Annotated in this window: 12 protein-coding genes; 4 read left to right on the top strand and 8 right to left on the bottom strand. The window is 40.2% G+C overall.

The annotated features are described in order from the left end of the window. Positions 1 to 522 precede the first annotated feature (522 nt). A complete protein-coding gene (locus U735_RS0110675) occupies positions 523 to 2517 on the top strand; it encodes a YjhG/YagF family D-xylonate dehydratase (protein ID WP_031443806.1) in 1995 nt (664 codons plus the stop codon). Positions 2518 to 3035: 518 nt separating this feature from the next. Next, positions 3036 to 6929, top strand: coding sequence for a PVC-type heme-binding CxxCH protein (locus tag U735_RS0110670; protein ID WP_034248431.1), 3894 nt, complete (start codon positions 3036 to 3038; stop codon positions 6927 to 6929). A gap of 360 nt (positions 6930 to 7289) precedes the next feature. Here the strand turns inward: U735_RS0110670 and U735_RS0110665 are convergent, their stop codons facing one another. From U735_RS0110665 to U735_RS0110625, 8 genes are all read right to left on the bottom strand, one after another. After that, positions 7290 to 8006 (bottom strand): 3-ketoacyl-ACP reductase, encoded by a 717-nt coding sequence (locus tag U735_RS0110665; protein WP_031443804.1) that lies wholly within the window; start codon positions 8004 to 8006, stop codon positions 7290 to 7292. Between the two features lie 77 nt (positions 8007 to 8083). Further along, a complete protein-coding gene (locus U735_RS0110660) occupies positions 8084 to 9607 on the bottom strand; it encodes a Dabb family protein (protein ID WP_031443803.1) in 1524 nt (507 codons plus the stop codon). Positions 9608 to 9640: 33 nt separating this feature from the next. Next, the gene (locus U735_RS0110655) at positions 9641 to 10135 is read right to left on the bottom strand and encodes a GlcG/HbpS family heme-binding protein (RefSeq protein WP_051892078.1); all 495 of its coding nucleotides are present in this window, start codon (positions 10133 to 10135) and stop codon (positions 9641 to 9643) included. A 77-nt stretch (positions 10136 to 10212) separates the two neighbouring features. Further along, entirely contained in the window at positions 10213 to 10788 is a 576-nt protein-coding gene (locus tag U735_RS0110650) for a Crp/Fnr family transcriptional regulator (RefSeq protein ID WP_031443801.1), read from the bottom strand. Between the two features lie 454 nt (positions 10789 to 11242). Beyond that, on the bottom strand, positions 11243 to 12328 hold the full coding sequence (locus U735_RS0110640) for an amidohydrolase family protein (protein WP_031443800.1): 1086 nt from the start codon (positions 12326 to 12328) through the stop codon (positions 11243 to 11245). Between the two features lie 196 nt (positions 12329 to 12524). Then, a complete protein-coding gene (locus tag U735_RS0110635; protein WP_083260665.1) occupies positions 12525 to 13829 on the bottom strand; it encodes a nucleoside permease in 1305 nt (434 codons plus the stop codon). Positions 13830 to 13960: 131 nt separating this feature from the next. Next, a complete protein-coding gene (locus U735_RS0110630) occupies positions 13961 to 14740 on the bottom strand; it encodes a 3-keto-disaccharide hydrolase (RefSeq protein WP_031443798.1) in 780 nt (259 codons plus the stop codon). Positions 14741 to 14883: 143 nt separating this feature from the next. Continuing rightward, positions 14884 to 16191 (bottom strand): Gfo/Idh/MocA family protein, encoded by a 1308-nt coding sequence (locus U735_RS0110625; RefSeq protein WP_031443797.1) that lies wholly within the window; start codon positions 16189 to 16191, stop codon positions 14884 to 14886. Between the two features lie 856 nt (positions 16192 to 17047). Between U735_RS0110625 and U735_RS0110610 the strand changes: the two genes are divergently transcribed. Beyond that, positions 17048 to 17971, top strand: a complete 924-nt coding sequence (locus tag U735_RS0110610; protein WP_051892077.1) for a Gfo/Idh/MocA family protein — start codon at positions 17048 to 17050, stop codon at positions 17969 to 17971. Between the two features lie 432 nt (positions 17972 to 18403). After that, complete coding sequence (locus tag U735_RS0110605) at positions 18404 to 18979, top strand: hypothetical protein (RefSeq protein WP_031443794.1); 576 nt, start codon at positions 18404 to 18406, stop codon at positions 18977 to 18979. Positions 18980 to 19274: the final 295 nt, after the last annotated feature.

Below are 19274 nucleotides of genomic sequence, written 5' to 3'. Positions count from 1 at the left end.
AACACGTTCTGGAACACGATATTATACTTTAGCATCCAGGAACTACTGTAAATAGGGAGTTTATAAAAACTAAACAGAAATCCTCTACTCTACTATTTGGAAAATGATGAATACAACTGCAAGCTTTCTGAAAAACTATTTGATGCTGTCAGTTTTTTAGTTGAGGCCATCATTCAATGTCCGAAAATTGGCAATGGTTATCAAAAAGTTGGACACGGAAAAGAACGATATACCCCCAAAGGAAAATAATAAACGTAATGGATTGAATAAACTGAATCAAAACAGTACACACATACCGGCTAAAATTAATGAGGGTTGATTTCCAACTTCAATGTTTTGTTTATATTTACTAAGTTGTCAAATCTTGTTGATCTGGCTTTGTAATAAACGAAGAGAAAAATCCAAACCCGCCAGAAAAAACGTGATGCGGTTTGAAACCTTAAGAACATATCCTTTAGAAAATATTTTCCCTTTTAACAGATAGACTAACTTGATTCCACAGTACCGCGATTTTAAAAAAATATGAGCAATAAAGATAAAGAGCATTTCCAAGAGAACAGTCCCTTTTATTTCCCTTTAGAAGTTACTCCTAGGAAAGGGCGACTACCAATATCACGGGAAGACTATGAAAACAAGCCCAGTGGCGACATCTTTGGCAAAATACAGGATGCCGGGATGAGGTGGAATCATAAAGATGTAAATCAGTCAGAATTCCTTATAATGAGTACTGCAGGAGGATTAAAGAACGGTGAAGAGACACTGGCACTGGGCATGCACTCAGGTCATTTCGAGTTGGGAGATGCCGCAAAAGTGGCTGCAAGCGCTTTCAAAAGTCGCTCTACCAAACCCTATTATGTATCGGTATCCGACCCATGTGATGGACGTACCCAAGGTACTACAGGCATGATGAATTCCTTGGCCTATCGTAATCATGCCGCCACAGTTTTAGGAGACTTAAGACGCTCTTTGCCCAATCGCAAAGGGGTAATGGGCATAGCTACTTGTGATAAAGGCCTACCTGCGATGATGATGGCATTGGCGAATGAAGCTGATCTACCTACGATTATCATGCCCGGTGGAGTGACATTGATCGCCAAAGGAATCAAAGATTTGGGTTCGGTACAATCCTTGCCATCGCTTGTTTCCCATAGAGAAATATCATTGGCAGAGGCCCAGTCCCAAGGATGTGCTTCTTGTGGGACACCAGGTGGAGGTTGTCATTTTTTGGGAACGGCAGCCACCTCCCAAGTCGTAGCAGAAGCATTGGGAATGGCATTGCCACATTCGGCACTTGCGCCTTCGGGAGGGAAAATCTGGTATGCCCTTGCTGAAGATTCGGCCATTGCCCTGGTTAATTTGGCAGAAAACAATATATATACCAGTCAGATCCTCACACAAGATGCCGTGTACAATGCTATGGTCGTACATGCAGCTTTTGGCGGATCCACTAATCTCTTACTTCATATTCCTGCTATAGCCCATGCAGCCGGATTAAAGATGCCTACCCGGGAAGAATGGGAGAATATCAACCGACAAACGCCTCGATTGGTCAATGTGCTCCCAGCAGGGAAATACTCCACGGCACACGTATATGCTGCCGGTGGAGTACCAGAGGTAATGTTACATTTGCGAAAATTAGGTCTGCTGAAAGAAGACTGCCTCACAGTTACGGGCAAAACATTGGGCGAAAATTTGGATGTCTGGGAGCAGGGAGGCAAAATGTACGCTTGGGAAGCTGAAAATAAAAGAGATAGACGTAAACAAGTACGATTTAACCTCCAGACATTTAATCCTGATGCACATCCTGATAAAGTGATACTATCACCTGAAGCAGCAAACAAGGCCAACATGAAAAGCACCTTAACTTTCCCCACTGGAAATTTGGCACCAGAAGGAGCGCTGATCAAAAGCGGTGCAATTGCTCCAGAAATGATCGATGACAACGGCATATACTATAAAAAAGGAGTTGCTAAAGTATTTGTCTCTGAAGCCAATGCCATGAAGGCAATTAATCATGGAGAGGTAAAACCAGGTCAAATTATCATATTGATGGGAACAGGCCCAAGTGGCACAGGAATGGAAGAAACCTTCCAAATCACGGGCGCTCTGAAACAATTATCCTTTGGAAAAGAGATAGCCCTAATTACCGATGGACGTTTTTCTGGCGTTTCTACAGGAGCATGTATAGGACATGTTGGTCCTGAAGCTCTCGTAGGAGGACCTATTGGAAAGGTTCAGGATGGAGATATCATTGAAATCAAAATTGATTGCGATAATCTAAGTGGAAGTATAAACCTAATAGCCTCACACAGCAATCCCAATGTCGAATTAAGTGAAGCCGAAATAGCCAAATTGTTTTCAAATAGATTACCACATCCACAACTTCGACCACATCCAGAATTGCCCAATGATATTAAAATTTGGGCAGCTACACAGAGTGGTATATGGGAGGGATGTGTACAGGATGCCGATCGGATTTTGAAGATTGTGAAAGCAGGAATTGATGCGTTGAAATAAGAAATAGCGCATAACAATAAGTATAGACGCTTATCTGCTCCTACCCTGCTGGAACGGGGAGATACTATTATTCGCTGTGTTACTAAAAGATAAAAGGGTATCTGGAAAGTCAGCTAAATAAAGGGTTTTAAAAATCCAAGCAAAAATTCACAACCCTGGGATCAGGAGTTCAACTGTTGTTCTCGCTGCAAAACATAAGATCATAAGAACCAACGGGTTGCTTACTGCCAATCCGTTTTTTTATGCCTTCGATTTCCGCGTCTATTACAATCACATAATTTTTTCAGAGTGTCAACTTTCTAAATTGACGATAGCACAATTTGCAGTAACCCGTACTTCCCAGTTAATAGATTAATCCACAACAAAAATATTGCAGTAACAATCCTAGGTTTATAAAAGGAAACAGGACAATACTCATTTACTAATTTTAGTTAATCCACTTAAATTGAATATCTTGAAGATCCAATTGGACAATTGCATGACCCTTTTAAAACCAACCATTACATAAAAAGAAAACTATGCCAAGAATCTTAATAGTATTGATCGGAATTATATGTCTCCTGGCATGCAAGCCTAAGAAGGAAAAAGATGTAGCTCCAGCCGATGTAAAACAATCAAGTTTTTACATTGAACAGACCGATAATGAAATACGTATTGTTCCGGACGGTGGATATGCTGCAGTGGTAACACAGAACACAAAACCCAATTTTCGTCCCTATATCCATCCCATTTTGGCCCCTGGCTCCAATACAGAACTTACAGAATACAGTCCGGGACATCATAAACACCAGACCGGTCTTTATTGGGGATTTACCCGCATAAACGGTACTGGGGCCGAACCTGAGGAATTAAAAGAATGGTTTTACAATCCTGATAAACCAAGACATATCCAAAAAAAAATTGGCCGTGATTATTTTCACCATCCTGACGGGGGCTACTGGCAAAGAGAAGCAGCAGAAGTTCTAATCGCCGAAGGGCAAGAGTTGAAATGGAAAACAGTTTACCATATGTTGGATGAATCTAAAGCTCCTATCCTAAAAGAAACACAGACCTGGACCTTTACAGAAAAGGACAATAAATATTTATTGACATTGGAATGGCAAGGGGAAGCGCTTATCGATCTAACTATCAATCAATTCGATTATGGAGGACTCTTTTTAAGAATGCCATGGAAACAAGGTAATAAGGGTGAAGTAATTAATGCCGCCCGACAAAAGAACGAAAAAGCGGATGGGCAACGAGCCATGTGGGTAGATATTGGCATGGAAATTAAAGGCCTTGACCACTGGGGCCATATTGCAATTTTTGATCATAAAGATAATAAGGATTATCCGCAACCATGGAGAGTAGACGGGCAATTGGGCGTAGGCCCGGTCCCCGCCCGATTGGGCGATTGGCACATAAAAAAAGGGGAAACAAAAATTTTCCAACACCAGATAGTCGCTTATACAGGTGAATTGGATGATATGGTGTTGGATGACCTTTGGGGGGGTTATGTCGGTGATAAGGGCATGTACAATACGGCATCGCTTTGGGGCATTGCCAAGCAGGAAGGACGCGATGCCAAGCTTTTAAGCCCCAAAGAAGCTGTGGAAGCAATGGCGATCAAACCTGGCTATACGGTGAACAGCTTTGCCTCAGAACCAATGATTACGCAGCCCATGGCGTTTTGTTGGGACGACAAAGGAAGAATGTGGATTGCCGAAAACAGGGACTATGAGTCCCGATCCGAAGGATTTTCCAGTTCAGGGGATAGCCGTATTTTGATATTGGAAGATACCGATCGTGACGGTGTTGCGGACAGTAAAAAAGTATTTTTGGAAGGCATTCCATTCCCATCGGCCATTGCGGTCGGTCATGGTGGGGTATTTATAGGCGCTCCGCCAAATCTACTTTTCGTACCGGATAAAAATGCGGACGATAAGGCAGATGAAAAGGACACAAAAGTTTTGTTGACGGGCTGGGGCATTCGTGACCGGCATGAGACCATCAACAGTTTCCACTGGGGTCCGGATGGTTGGCTTTATGGCCTCGAGGGATTTGCAACCCCTTCCAAAATAAGAAAGCCCAAAGGAGAGGGACGTATCTATAAGCATAGGGATGCTTTTCCAAACGACCTATTGGAAGCTGAAGGAGTAGATATCAACGGCGGAGTCTGGCGTTATCATCCCATAAAGGATAGGTTTGAGGTAGTTGCACACGGCTTTAGTAACCCTTGGGGCATCGATTATGATTCCAAGGGACAGTTGTTTATTACGGCCTGTGTTATCCCCCATATGTTCCACATCATCCAAGGTGGTACTTATCACAGGCAGGGCGGCCAACACTTCAATCCATATGTCTATGAAGATATTAAAACTATAGTGGACCACCGCCATCGCTCGGCACACGGTGGGGCAAGGATCTACCAATCAGATGCTTTTCCTGCAGATCAACAAGGGCGACTTTTCATGGCCAATATTCATGAACATGCCGTGCTCTCGGATATCCTAACACCTATCGGCTCAGGTTTTACGGCCAGTCACGGGGAAGATTTTATGATGGCAAACAATGCACAATGGGTAGGCTTTAGCATGGAAGTGGGACCAGCAGGCGACCTTTATGTACTGGATTGGCACGATGCTGAAATATGTGGGGATGCCGTGATAAATAAAGATACGGGCAGGGTATATAGAATTATGCCTGCAGTGTCACAAGCAGTTGATTGGCCCGGAAGATTTGATGACCTCAGTAAAAAAAGTGATCGAGAACTAGTGGAATTGCAATTGAGCAAAAGTAATTGGCATGCACAACGAGCACGGGTCATTTTACAATACAGAGCCTCTAGGAAATCCCTGGACAGTGCAGCAATTTCCCGCCTGAAGGATATATTGGCTCAGCACAAAAACGAGGATATCCGACTACGTGCCCTATGGACCCTTCAAATAACAAACGGCATCAACGTCGACAGACTGGCCGAACTCTTGGATGACAGAGACCAATATGTAAGGGGCTGGGCCATCCAGTTCTTGGTCGAAGATGGGCAGCCTTCGCAAAAAGCATTTTATAAGTTGACCGATATGGCTAAAAATGAATCCTCCGCCGTAGTTCGCCGTTATCTTGCAGCGGCACTTCAACGAATCGCTGAAATTGACCGCTGGGCCATTGCTGAATCTTTGGTCCGTTTCCATGAAGATATAAACGATCCCAATATCCCACTGATGCTATGGTTCGGTATAGAGCCAATAGTCGCGAAGCAGCCAGAGAAAGCATTGTTGCTAGCCATGGAAATTAGAATTCCGTCCATTGCACAAAAAATTGGGAGGCGACTAGTGGATGGGAACCAATTGGAAAAATTGACCGTTGCAGTAGGGCAAAAATCAGAAGTCCAATCGGAACTATTGCAAGGTATGCTGGCCGGCTTGGAAGGGAATATTGATATAAAAGAGCCCACCAATTGGGCCAAGGTATATACATTGTTAAAAGAGGATTCCGCTTTATCGTCCATAGCCGATGCAATAGCTCATAAATTTGGGAATGCGGAAGCATCTAAAAAAATGTTGGCCATTATAAAAGATCAGAAGGCAGAACCGGAAGATAAAAGAAAGGGGATCCAGGGCTTGGCAGCGCAACAAAATCCAGCTTTACAAAATGAGATACCAAAACTATTGGAAGACCCACATTTGCGACTGCAGGCCATTAAGGCCATAGCAGCCTACGACAGTAAGGAATTGGGCAAGGTTTTGTTCAACCTATATGCAGATCTAACAAGGAAAGAAAAGGAAGAGGCTATAATGACGATGGCTTCACGACCCATATATGGTCAAATTTTAGGGGATGCCCTAAAAAAGGGTATCATACCCAAATCGGACATTCCCGCCCACATAGTACTTCAGTTGAGGGCGGTTCTGGGAAATGGTTTTGTGGAAATTTGGGGGCCTATTGATGATATATCCCAGACCTTACAAGTAGAGTACAAAAAATACCAAGGAATATTGACGGACGATGCCCTAAGCACGGCAAGCCCACTTAAAGGCGAGGAAATATTTAAACATACCTGCGCCACATGCCACATTCTGCATGGGGAGGGTGGTAAAATTGGCCCCGAACTTACTGGCTCCAACAGAACCAATATCACCTATTTGTTAAGCAACATATTAAACCCAAGTGGAGATGTACAGGAAGACTATAAACTAGTGGTCATAACCACTCAGGACGGCCGTAGCTATAGCGGAAATGTCATTGCAGAAAACAACAGAAGCATAACTCTACGAATAGTGGGTCAAGACCCGATTATTATTAACAAATCCCAGATAAGGACAAGGGACGTTTCCGAAAAATCCATGATGCCGGAAGGGCTCTTGAACAACCTTAGTACGGAGGAAGTATTGGATTTGATGGCATATTTAAATAAAATGGAGCCACCCAGCTAAGCCCAAATAAAGTCATAATTTTTTAAGCCCCTTGCTAGCCCCCTTGCTGGCACAAGTAAGATGTGTTGTCCGGCTTAATTCTTTGGGCGTTCCCTCCTTCGTCGGTCGGGCCCTTGGCTATATCCCTTGCTTTGCTGCGGGGATGCCACCGCGGTCCCTAACGCAAATAAAAAAGGTTTATCTAGCTATTGGAGTCATTATTATTTTCCTTCAATAAAATGCCCAGTATTCATAAATACCTCTTGTAGAAGATATACGAGCCTGTTAAAAAAGTATCCAAAAAAATCTAGGCGACTTTAATATTTCAATACATCCATGCACTTTCCATAGTCGCGTGCTTTGGACCGCTTTCATTTCTATTTACGGATTGGTAGTCCATAAGGCGGCACTTTTGAGCATTGCCCTTCTTGGAAGTTTTAGACCGGCTAGGATCAATTCCGCAAAATCTTCCGGTTGCAATACATTTTCAGAGCCTTTGCTTAACATGCCCAGTTCTATGGTCATTTCAGATTCTATGGTACTCGGCGTTAGGGTGATTACCCTAATATTGTTTTTGCGCACTTCCTTCATAAGCGATTCGGACATACCTATAACAGCGAATTTTGATGCCGAATAGGCCGATACGTTCGCATTTTCTTTTAAACCTGCCGTAGAAGAGAGATTAATTATGTCCCCTTCATTCTTAGCTATTAGATGTGGCAATACTTCTTTGGTAACATAATACATCCCCATCAGATTGGTCTGGATAATTTTACTCCACGTACCCACTTCCATTTCATTGAACGAGCCTATGGCCGCCATTCCCGCATTGTTGACCAAAATATCAACGGTCCCCAAGGTCTTTATTATGTTTTTGATACTCTTTTGCACTTCCTCATAATTACCTACATCAAATACCGAATAGATGGCCTTAACACCAAAGGTTTCCAATTCGGCAACGGTTTCCTTTAGTACTTTTTCATTCCTACCCGTAATGGCCAAATCAATGCCCTCTTTGGCAAATGCCAGGGCAGTTGCTTTTCCCAACCCTCTACCGCCTCCGGTTATAATTGCCTTTTTATTTTGTAAACTTTTCATTTTTAATCTTTTAATAGGTTCCTGTTCAAATTCTCGCTGCGGTTCACTGGAAATGAATTGACTGTTTTTTTGTACTACTACTCTTCCGTCCAATAATCCATCACCAAAACATCAGCTATTATGGGGCCTATTTTATTTACCAAGGCTATATGTGCCTCGTGAAAAAGGTAAATTTCCCTGGCGTGGTCGTCCTTGAAGGTTAGGGTAAAAGTATGGGTCAGACCTTTGCTGGCCCCTTCTTTACTATCGTTGACCCCCCACTCTATTCTCTCAATTTCTGGGATTTCGTTTTTAAGATTTTCAAACACGGAAACGGCTTCATCAATTTGCGCTTTGGAGGCTTCTTCCTTATACTTTAGGTTTACGATATGCCTTAATACTTTTTCGCCCCTATCTATTTTGGGCAAAACCTTGTAGGCGGCCACCTTCTTTAAATCGAACCTATTGGAGCCTGCAATAAGCAGGTTTACATCTTCTATTTGATGGGATCTTAGACCGTAGTAAATGGAGAACCCGGTTTCCAAATAATTTAAGGGCTTCAGCGTTCCGTTTTCGTCCAATTTGATAAGTTGAATACTGGCATCGTCCCTGGTACCCACTGCCAATACAGCTTCCTTGTCTGTTACAGAAACAATTTCAATTCTTGTTTGCCCTTGCAACTTGGTGTTTTCATCATCTTTTAAAACAAAATGCGGTACCAAAGCTCCTTTTCTGTTTATTTTAAAAACACTTACCCCATCACCGTGGTATACAAAGTCCGTATTTTTAATAAAACCATTTCTCTCATAATACTTATGGTGTCTATGACCTACAATTACATAATAATTCTCGCCTAAATTTACTCCGGTCACCGGGTAGGCTCCGGTCAAATACCTATCGGTGGTATTGTCCCCAATATTGTTGATATTTTTGAAGGAACCGTTTTCATACACTCTAAAACTACTTACACCATTGTCCTGAAATCCTCCGGTATATAAGAATGTTCTTCCTTTAATTTTATGGGTATACATCCCAATGATACCGTCCGTGTAAATCTTGTCATTATCGGCCATGGATTGTACATGGGTCAGTTTTCCATCGGGCAGAATTTTAAAACTACTTAGGCCGGGTGTTTCTTCCAGGCCTCCAATAAAGAGATAGGACGCCTGTTGCATATGAACTAGTTGTAGGGTAATGGCAATACCAAGGTGGGTTTCATCGGTATCCATGGTTAGGGAAACCTGTTCCAGGGTTCCATTATCCAAGATCTTAAATGTCTCTATGGCGTTACCGTATTTATTGGCTACAAATAAAAAGTCCGTACCCTCAATACTGCCGGCGACCATTCCCCTAGCAGGTCCCTCTTGCTTATAGAGCTCTTGGGTACCTATGGGCGTTAGTTTGCCTTCTTTGTCTAGGCTGAAGATATCAATCCCTCCAAAGCCGCCTGCATACACGTAATGGGAGCCGTCTTTTTCATAACTGGTTATGGTAACCGTATTATTGGCGGATACGCTCTTAAAATCCTGCAAATAAGGCATTAAATCATCTGAGCTTTGCGACCAACTAATTTGGAACAACAGTAGTGCAATGAAAACGACGGATATTTTTATGATATTCATGATATTAAGCTTTTTTATAATGTATTGGATTGTTTAATCCAAGATGGCCTTTGCTCCAACAGTGGCAATGTCGTGATCTTGCTCTATAGTACCACCACTAACCCCAATGGCTCCTATGATTTTTCCAGCTTCGTTTTTTATGGGAACTCCCCCTGGAAAGGTAACGAGTCCGTCATTGGAAAGTTCAATATTATAGATAATGCCCCCGGGTTGGGTAAGCTTGCCCAGATCGCCCGTATTGATGTCAAAATAGCGCGACGTTTTCGCCTTTTTGATCGCTACGTCTATGCTTCCCAAATAGGAACCATCCATACGGACAAAAGCCTTTAGGTTAGCTCCTGCATCGACCACTGCAATATTTACCAGCACATCCATTTGTTCCGCTTTTTTCTTAGCGGCCAATACGGCCTTTAAGGCATCTTCGTGTGGAATGTCGGTTGGGGATTGCCCAAAAACCGTCCCTGTACTTAGTAGAATTAATAGAACTAAAAAGGTAATACTTTTTGATAATGGAATTTTATTTTTCATCGTTATTTACATTTTATGCAATGCAAATATCCCAAATGAAGATGGCAAAAAAGTTGAACAAGTTCAACTAGGGAAAATTATTTTATATTTTTTTTGATCTTGCTTAAAAACTCGTGACTTATCCCCAGATAGCTGGCAATTTGTTTATCCATAAGTTTGGAGGAGATGTCCGGATAGGTCTGTATAAAATGGAAATATCGTTCTTTAGAAGTAAAGCTATGATTGCGCACTAGCCGCCTTTGCCACGAAACCAGTCCCTTTTGAAATATTATCCGAAAAAGTTTTTCTACAATGGGAAGCGATTCATAGAGCGCCATTTTATCCTGCCTATCAATTAAAAGAACCTCGCTGTCTTCCAAGGCCTGTATGTTCAGGTCAGAAGGGGTCTGATTCATAAAACTATCAATATCCATGAGCCACCAATCCTTGGCGGCAAAATATAGGGTGTTCTCATTTCCCTTTTTATCGAAGGTGAAAACTCTAAAGCAGCCGTCCAATACAAAGCCTTCCATTTTACAGATACTGCCTTGGGTCAATAAAAATTCCTTTTTCTTTAAACCAGCAGGTTTAAAGTAGCTACAAATAAGGTCTAGATCCGCATTGGACAGATCTAAATGTTTCTTTAAGTTTTGTTTCAGTATATCGTAAGACATAGATTATATATCACTTAAACGCGTTAAGGCCGTGTTTTATCATTTAAACTTATAGCCCCTTCACAGGCTTAATTTTTAAAGATATTAAATTGAAAGTTAATTTGGGGCGGCATGGTCAAGCGGCCAAAAAAAGTACCCCCTTGCCAAGAACGCCTTAGAACCTTCAACATTATAACCTTAAACATTACAACATTATAACTTTCAACATTAAAACATTCAAACTTAGTTCCTTGAACCTTGAACATTATAACTTTCAACTTCTCCGCTCGTTTGTCGAACAAAACTGTACTTCATCGATTAGAACAATTCCAAAATCGATATTTGTTACCTTAGAAGAAGAGAAACAGAACCTTGGTTCTAGCACTCCCCCGCTGCCCACCACAGAAAACTTTATTGGATCTATGATATTAGAAATTTTCTTCTTTTAAAATGGTTCACCGAACTGTTCAAAATTTCAAATTCCATTTGTTGGAAACATCTTAAGCCATTTTTTTGCGTTTTGGAAATAAATTTTATCCACTGCCTCCTTAGGAAGTTTTAATCCCCTAAACTCTTCATTTACAAGATCACTGGCCATAAGCTCATCGGTAACGAAAAATCGCCAATCCGTAAGCCACATTTTATGCATCTCCTTCTGCATTTCTCCGACATTTTCCTCGCCATCATCGGACAAATCGGTTGCATAGAGGAGCCGATCTTGGTACTTAATAAAAAAGGCACGTACCTTTTCCCTATTTTCTACAGTTTGATAAAAAACTTGCCCCATTCTGGCAGCGAGGTCTATGGACATATTTGGAAACTTGTCCAACCGTTTCGCCAATTCATCCACGCTCCACTCTAGACTCCCCATGTGTGCCCCAATAAACACAAGATTGGGGTGTTTTTCCAGCATACGATCCCGAGCGGCGATCTGTTCTTCATAAGAAGGTAGTTCCGGATGTTGGTACATATGGTATTGTGGATGTTCCGAAAAATATTTTCGATCGTTATTGGTTGTCATTTCATCTAGCGGAAGCCAACAGTTTTTTGGTTCTCCCAAATGACCTACCAAGGGTATCTTTTTACTGGCTAAATAATCGAATATCGTATCCAGCTTGGGATTGTCTACCATTATTAGCTCGTTATCCTTATCACGAAAAACCATGCCAATGTTCTTCCAAACCTTTACAGCTATGGCCCCTTCTTCAAAACTCTTGTCCAACCAGGCAATGGTATTCTTTGTGAAGTCAGGGTTATCCCAATCCTCTATAGAAAAGGAGGTAGCGAACTCATAATCCTCAGGATGCCCTTTCTTTTGAGCTAAACAATAATCATATTGTTCTTTAATAAGTTCCTCACCTTTTGAAAGGTCGACCATGATATTCAGCAAACGAAAATTGTCTTTCTTTGCTTGATTTACAAAACTGTTCCGATCAGCAAAAACATGAATGTGTGTATCAATTTTATCTACCTTGTCAAAATCGTCCAAAGTATAATATTCATTCTTTTCCACACAAGAAATCGTTAATAGTATTAAAAAGGCAATCCACGGTTTTTTCATCTGTTTAATTTTTATAGTTTTTATCTGATATTGGCATTAATTTGTATTCGGATTAGTAGTTTTCAAAGCTGCTTTAAAATTGTGATAAGCCGTTACAAGGGATGCGCCCATATTTCCAAACCCCACTATCGGAACACGCACTGGATTGCTTTTATTGACCATAATATTAAATTTTACCAGCACTTATTTTAGGGAATTATCGTTCTGTTTTTGGATCAGCGCTATCGGCCAAACCGCCCTCCAAATCCTTTTGTCCCTTATTGTCTGTATTAGGTAAAATGTGCGGCATCTTGTTGTCTACTTTTAAGGTTCCTACAAGTTTTTCCCTGAAGAAAAACATGAATATCAAACCCACCAATAAAGCAATTATTGCTGGAACCAGCCAAATGGATTCCCATTGGTAGCTCAATATGCCATTAATGTCGACGAGAAAATTATCGGTTACTGCTCCTGAGACAAATGAGCCAATAAACATTCCCACCCCATAAGTTGCAAAAGTGATAAGCCCCTGGGCGGAATTTCGAAAGGAGGGTTTGGACTTCTTATCAATATAGATCTGACCGGAAACAAAAAAGAAATCATAACATACACCATGTAATATAATTCCAAAATATAACATCCAAATTCCTGCACCTATATCCCCATAAGCAAATAAAAGATAACGTGCTACCCAGGCAAAAATACCTATCAGCATCATTTTTTTAATTCCGAGCCTTCTAAAAGCAAGGGGCATCAATAACATGAATAAAAGTTCGGAAACCTGCCCCAAAGTCATTTTAGCGGCAGCATTTTCCATCCCTACGTCATTCAGAAAAGGATTGGCAAAATTGTAATAAAAAGCCAATGGGATACAAACTAGAATAGAGCTGACAAAAAAAACAACAAATGATCTTTTCTTGAATAAAACCAAGGCATCTAGTCCCAATATGGCTGAAATGCTTGCGCTTTTACCGGTAGGCGGGGTACTTGGCAAGAAGAAGCTTAAAATACCAAGCAACAAAGAACAATATGCCGCAATGCGGAAGGTCATATAAGAGGTCTCCAACTCCATAAACCCTATTAAAAGTCCCGCTGCTATCCAGCCCAAGGTTCCTAAAACCCTAATCCGTGGAAATTCCTTATCGGGATCCTCCATTTGCGAAAAGGAAATGGAGTTAACCAAGGACATCGTAGGCATATACAACAATGTGTATAGCAAAATCAACCACCAAAAAATTTGAAAATGCTCCACGGTACTTATAAAATATAAGGTGGCAGCACCCATTAAATGTAATGTTCCCAATACCTTTTGTGCGGAGAAAAATCGGTCAGCAACCAGTCCAACGAAAAAAGGAGAGATAATGGCTGCTATAGAAAGGTTTGCATATGCCGCCCCCACTTGTGTTGCATTTACCTCCAATGAGGACATCAGATAGGTGCCCATGGTAACATACCACGCTCCCCAGATAAAATACTCCAAAAGCATTAGAACGGATAAACGTAATCTTACTGAGTTATTCATGGAGGTGGGTTGGTTGGTTATATTATTTTAGGCAATGAATTCTAAGGGTAAAACTGAATATGCTTTGGAAACAACGGAAAACCTCACCTTTTAGAATCAGACTTGTTGTTACTCATCCATAGGATTCCCAACTATTTATTAAGCAAAGGAGCTATCTGCTCAGCACTAGTTACCCCTGGCGGTAATTCTATTACTTTTAAATTCCTGAAATGAATCTCCGCACCTTCAGATTCTAGACAGAAATAACCTTTCTTTTGAGTGGATTTAGAAATACCATTCACAAATTTGCCGTTAACAGAAAGTTTAATGACCCCATCTACACACACTACGTCATAGGTATTCCATTCTCCCTTTCCCTTACATCTATTCTCTACGGACTTACTTCTTTCCCCCCGTGGATTATCTGGTAGGGTCACTACTCCCCCTACACCCCAAACTTCCCCATGAACATAGGCTATGGGTTGCTGAACACCATCTTTTGCATTTATGTTTACCCAGTCCAATTCCAACATCTGGATTTCCACACCGTCCGGCAATGGGGATTTCCCCTTTGGATCGGCACCGCTCCATGCAAATATTCCAGAATTGCCCCCAGCTTCCATATGTCGCCATTCTACGTGAAGAATAAAGTTTTCATATTGTTTCTCCGATCTTACTACCCCAATTGGATGGCCCAGGTTTACCAATACCCCATCTGCACCCACGGTCCAACCCTCTTTAACGGTATTCACATTGATCCATTTAATGGTAGATTCTTCTCCCGACTTCCCAGAAATCAAACTCTCCCAAGTATCCTCCTCGCCAAATTCAAATTCAAATGCTTCGTTCTGCGCCTCGGCCTGGTAAGCAATCATTATAATTAACAATACCGATAAAAGGGCAAATTTTCTATTAATCGAAATTTTCTTCATGTTTTTATGGTTCAATTATTTATCAAAATAAAATGGCTGTTTAACAGATTACCGAACGTAGTTTTAGGTTACAGCAGAATAAAGCATTCCCATAAAAATAGCAATTTTAAGGACTCTTCACCTCTAAATTGCTAAATCTATAATTAGACCATTTTGGTGATGCCCGGAACCGCTATTCCTGGACCATCATATTTTAAATCCCAACTGTACTCATCGTTCTCGGGACCAAGGGATACGTTGGAGTTCATGGCCTCTTCCCAACTTATCGTTTGTCCGGAATAAGCAGCATCCCTAGCCATTATAGCCATCAAGGTACTATTGGCGGCCATTTCCCCATCGTTTATAGCACTTCCCATACGAATGGATTTGAACAATCCGTCGTGCTCACTTTGGTACATATCGTTTGACTCCCCTTCATACTTCCATTCATTTTTGCCCCAAATCTCGTGCCTATTTCCCTGATAAAATGCATTTCCTGTTGTACCGGCGACCTCTACAGAGTTTCTGGACGAACCGCCACTCAGTTGCCTTGTGGAAACATTTCCTTTTAAACCACCCCCATAATCAAATTCTACGGCAAAGTGGTCATAAATATTGCCGTACTTTTTATCTGTACGCCACTGCCTACCACCTACCCCGGTTGCACTCAATGGCATTCTTTCTCCCATGGCCCAGGAAATCATGTCTGTACTATGTACGAACATTTCTACAATAAAATCCCCGCTCAGCCAATTGTAATAATACCAGTTGCGCATTTTATATTGCATATCGTTCCAATCCGATTGGCGTTCTTTATGCCAAAGTTCACCCCCATTTCTAACTGAGGAAATGGATTTTATTTCCCCAATATCTCCACCCAATACTTTTCCAAAAAGGGCCTGTTTTGGTAAATCATATCTAAAACAGAGGCCAGAAACTATGGAAAGGTTCTTTTCTTTGGCTCTTTTTGCAGCTCCCAGGACTTTACGTATCCCAGGCGCGTCCACGGCAACGGGTTTTTCATAGAACACATGTTTACCGGCGTCTATGGCCGCGCTAAAGTGTTTTGGCCTAAATCCTGGGGGCTCGGCCAAAAGCACAACATCTACACCGGAATCAATTAATTTCAGATAAGCGTCAAAACCAACAAATTGCATTTCTTGCTTCACATCTGCTCGTTGCCCATGTTCTTTCTTCAACAATTCCAAGGAACTGGTCAATCTATCCTCAAAAATATCGGCCATAGCATGCAGCACTGTATCAGGGTCTGCACTTAGTGCCTGTGCGGCCGCACCAGTACCTCTACCACCACAACCTATCAAGCCAACCTTTAATACTTTATTCTGCGTAAGGAATGGATTTGCAAAACCAGAGTTTAGGGTCGCTGCACTGAAAAGTGTAGCCGCCCCAGCCTTTTTTATGAAAGATCTTCGGTCTGAGCCTTCTAATGAAACAATACCTTTTTTAGACATAATTTTTAATTTAAATAGCCCAGATTCTGGGTAATAACATTAATATTCATTTTGTACCGGGGAACAGGCCCGCAATAATTCCAGTTTTAATTAAAATTAGCAACCGCTCCATAGGCTAACAATTTCCATTGACCGGAAACAGCATCTTAATAGTAAACTTTCTTGGTCCACCCTGGTCTTTACATAACCGATTTTCCAACGATCAATATCAAATAAGCGCAAACTCTCAAAAGCAAAATTCCTCATTCGTTCAGCTTATGTTCCATTAAGGGTGTCATTGTTATTGCAGACCTAATCTTTCTGTATAGGTAAAGGCCAGAATAGATATAACTTTGGTTCAACTTTTTGGTATATGCCATTTCTTTGTAAGTCTGCTACTAACCAAATATAATACTTTATAGTGAACAAGTTGATGACCAATAAGTTATGGAAATAAAATATTTAGACGGCTAGGATGAAGATTATCTTCTCATTGAACAATTTAGTATTTATTGGTTTACTTTTACTAAAGATAGAATATTTGGATGTACCAGTAACTGCGTTTGCATTGGTTTTGCCAAACAATCAAACTTGCCTGGTACAAAGCGAAATGGAATTGGGTAGCGTGCAACTATTAATAATACATTTATGAAAATATATTTATTTACGTTCATAATTTCAAGCCTGTTTTTGCTACCATGGCCCACTACGATGGGTCGGTTTAAAGGGTCGGCACCGACCCGCTCCAACTTTTTTATGCCCAAATAGTCTAACAACACTAACTATCAGGATTCATTTTCGAATGCGTTATCCGAAATAATTAAACCAAATACCACTACTAATGTATAATCCAATTTAAATTCCTTAGATTCATTATATGTCAAATAAGCCCAAAATTAAAATTGCATTAATTGGATTAGGGAAGATTGCTCAAAAGGCCTATTTACCAATTTTAGCAAATCATTCAAAAGTAGATCCAATTCTTTGTACAAGAAATAATTATACTTTAAACAAACTTTCCAATGAATATAGAATACATAAAACCTGCTCAAGTTTGGATGAACTAATACGCTCAAAACCAGATGCAGCAATGGTTCACAGTTCAACTGAAAGTCATGTACTTATTATACCAAAATTGTTGGAAGCTAAAATTCCAGTTTTTGTAGACAAGCCCTTGAGCTATTCACTGGGAGAATCCGAAAGGATATTGGATATAGCCTCTAAAAATAAATTACCCCTGTATCTAGGATTTAACAGAAGGTTTGCTCCTCTAATAAAAACATTATCAGAAGTACCGAACCCTATTCAAATATCGTGGCAAAAGAATAGGGTTGACCTAGCAGGCGATCCGCGAATTTTTATTTTTGATGATTTCATCCATGTAATTGATAGTCTTCGTTTTTTAGGTAAAGGGCCTATTCGGAATATAAATGTTGTTTCTAGAGTTAAAGACGAAAAGCTAGAAAATATTCAGGTCCAATGGCAACAAGGGGAAACGCTACTACTTGGAGGAATGAATAGAATTAGTGGTATTACTGAAGAAAAGATCGATTTTTTTTCAGTGGGGAATAAATGGGTAATCAATAATTTAAATTCTGGTACCCATTTTACAAAAGAAGAAGAAAATACGTTGAAGTTTGATGATTGGGAATCTACTCTATACAAACGAGGATTTGTACATATGATTGAAGATTGGATTAATGTTTTGGAAGAAAGAAACTATAATCCTGAATCAATAGAGGATATTTGGGAAACCCATCATTTATGCGAAACTATCTTGAACAAAGTATTAATTAGCTAATTCTAAGGGTCACATACCCGCTACGTAAAATCTACTGGATTTGAGCCCTCCTCTACTTCCCGACCACCATGTCTGCCCGTTTTTTATCGTATACGTCGTAGGCGTGTGAACTTTATAACCTTCAACATTATAACATTCAACTCAATGTGCCATTTGTCGGATAAACCTGTATTTCATCGATAAAGCAAATACCAAAACCAATATTTGCTAACTTAGAAGGTTAGAAACAAACTCTTGGTTGTAGTACTCCCCCCGCTGCCCACCCACGAAAATTTTATTGGATTTATAAGAATTATAGGACACTAGTAGGTATTTAGGTGCTGGCTGGTTGGCTTGTAGTTTCATAAATGGGTATAGTAACAAATTACTATCTACGTACGTTGTACGTCATTTAGTGATGCAGTATGCAAAATGATAAAATAGTAGAAATATATGACAAATAATACTCAAGAAATATCTGAGAAATTTAAGAAACTACGAATAGATAGAGTTAATACTTGGACCCCCAGATTAGAAGAAAATAATTACGACTATCTGTTCCCGATAGAGTTGGATTTCCTAAATAGAATCCAAAGTAATTTGACAGACTACGAATTAAAACTATTTAAACCTCTATTGTACCCATATGAACTTGATAAGGATTACCATATCTATATTTCATATTTTATTGAATCACTAGATGTATTACCTCTAAAAATGGATTTAGCTTTTGATTTTTCATGGAAGGGACTTGAGTTTTATATGGGGAAAGCTTATGAAAAACACAAAGGAAAACCAAATACGAATGTCTCTGATTTAATAAAATATTCCAAAATAAATTATTGGGATGATATTATCTCAAATAACCAGAATATAAAGGATTGTATTGAGAATTTTCTAGAATTAATGCCCTCTCAATCATATGAGTATTTGGCTAAGCGAATGTTGGATAATTACTCAATTACCTGTCCCAAAGCCAATCCATTATATACTAGAATTGCCATGACAAATGGAAATATAGATTTGTAAATTGATGAGCTTCTCAAAGATTTGTATACAAAATATGGAAATTTGACTAATGGAGATAAAACCAGAAAAGTAGGTCGAATCATATTTAAATTACTTAATGGAGACAATGTAGATTTACCTAAAAGCACAAACCGTGCAAAGAACAATAGCTATAACTTAGTTTTAAATGAAAAGATTGATTTGGTTGTGAATGGATTACTATACACATACCGAAATGAACGTTTTCATGGGAATACGTTTTCTCCGTTTAAAAGCAGTAAAGCTTCTTTGCAGACATATTCTCATGCCCACTATC

This window comes from Arenibacter algicola, assembly GCF_000733925.1.
Taxonomy (GTDB): domain Bacteria; phylum Bacteroidota; class Bacteroidia; order Flavobacteriales; family Flavobacteriaceae; genus Arenibacter; species Arenibacter algicola.
Note: the sequence above shows the minus strand (reverse complement) of the source record. Positions and strands in the feature narration are given on the sequence as shown.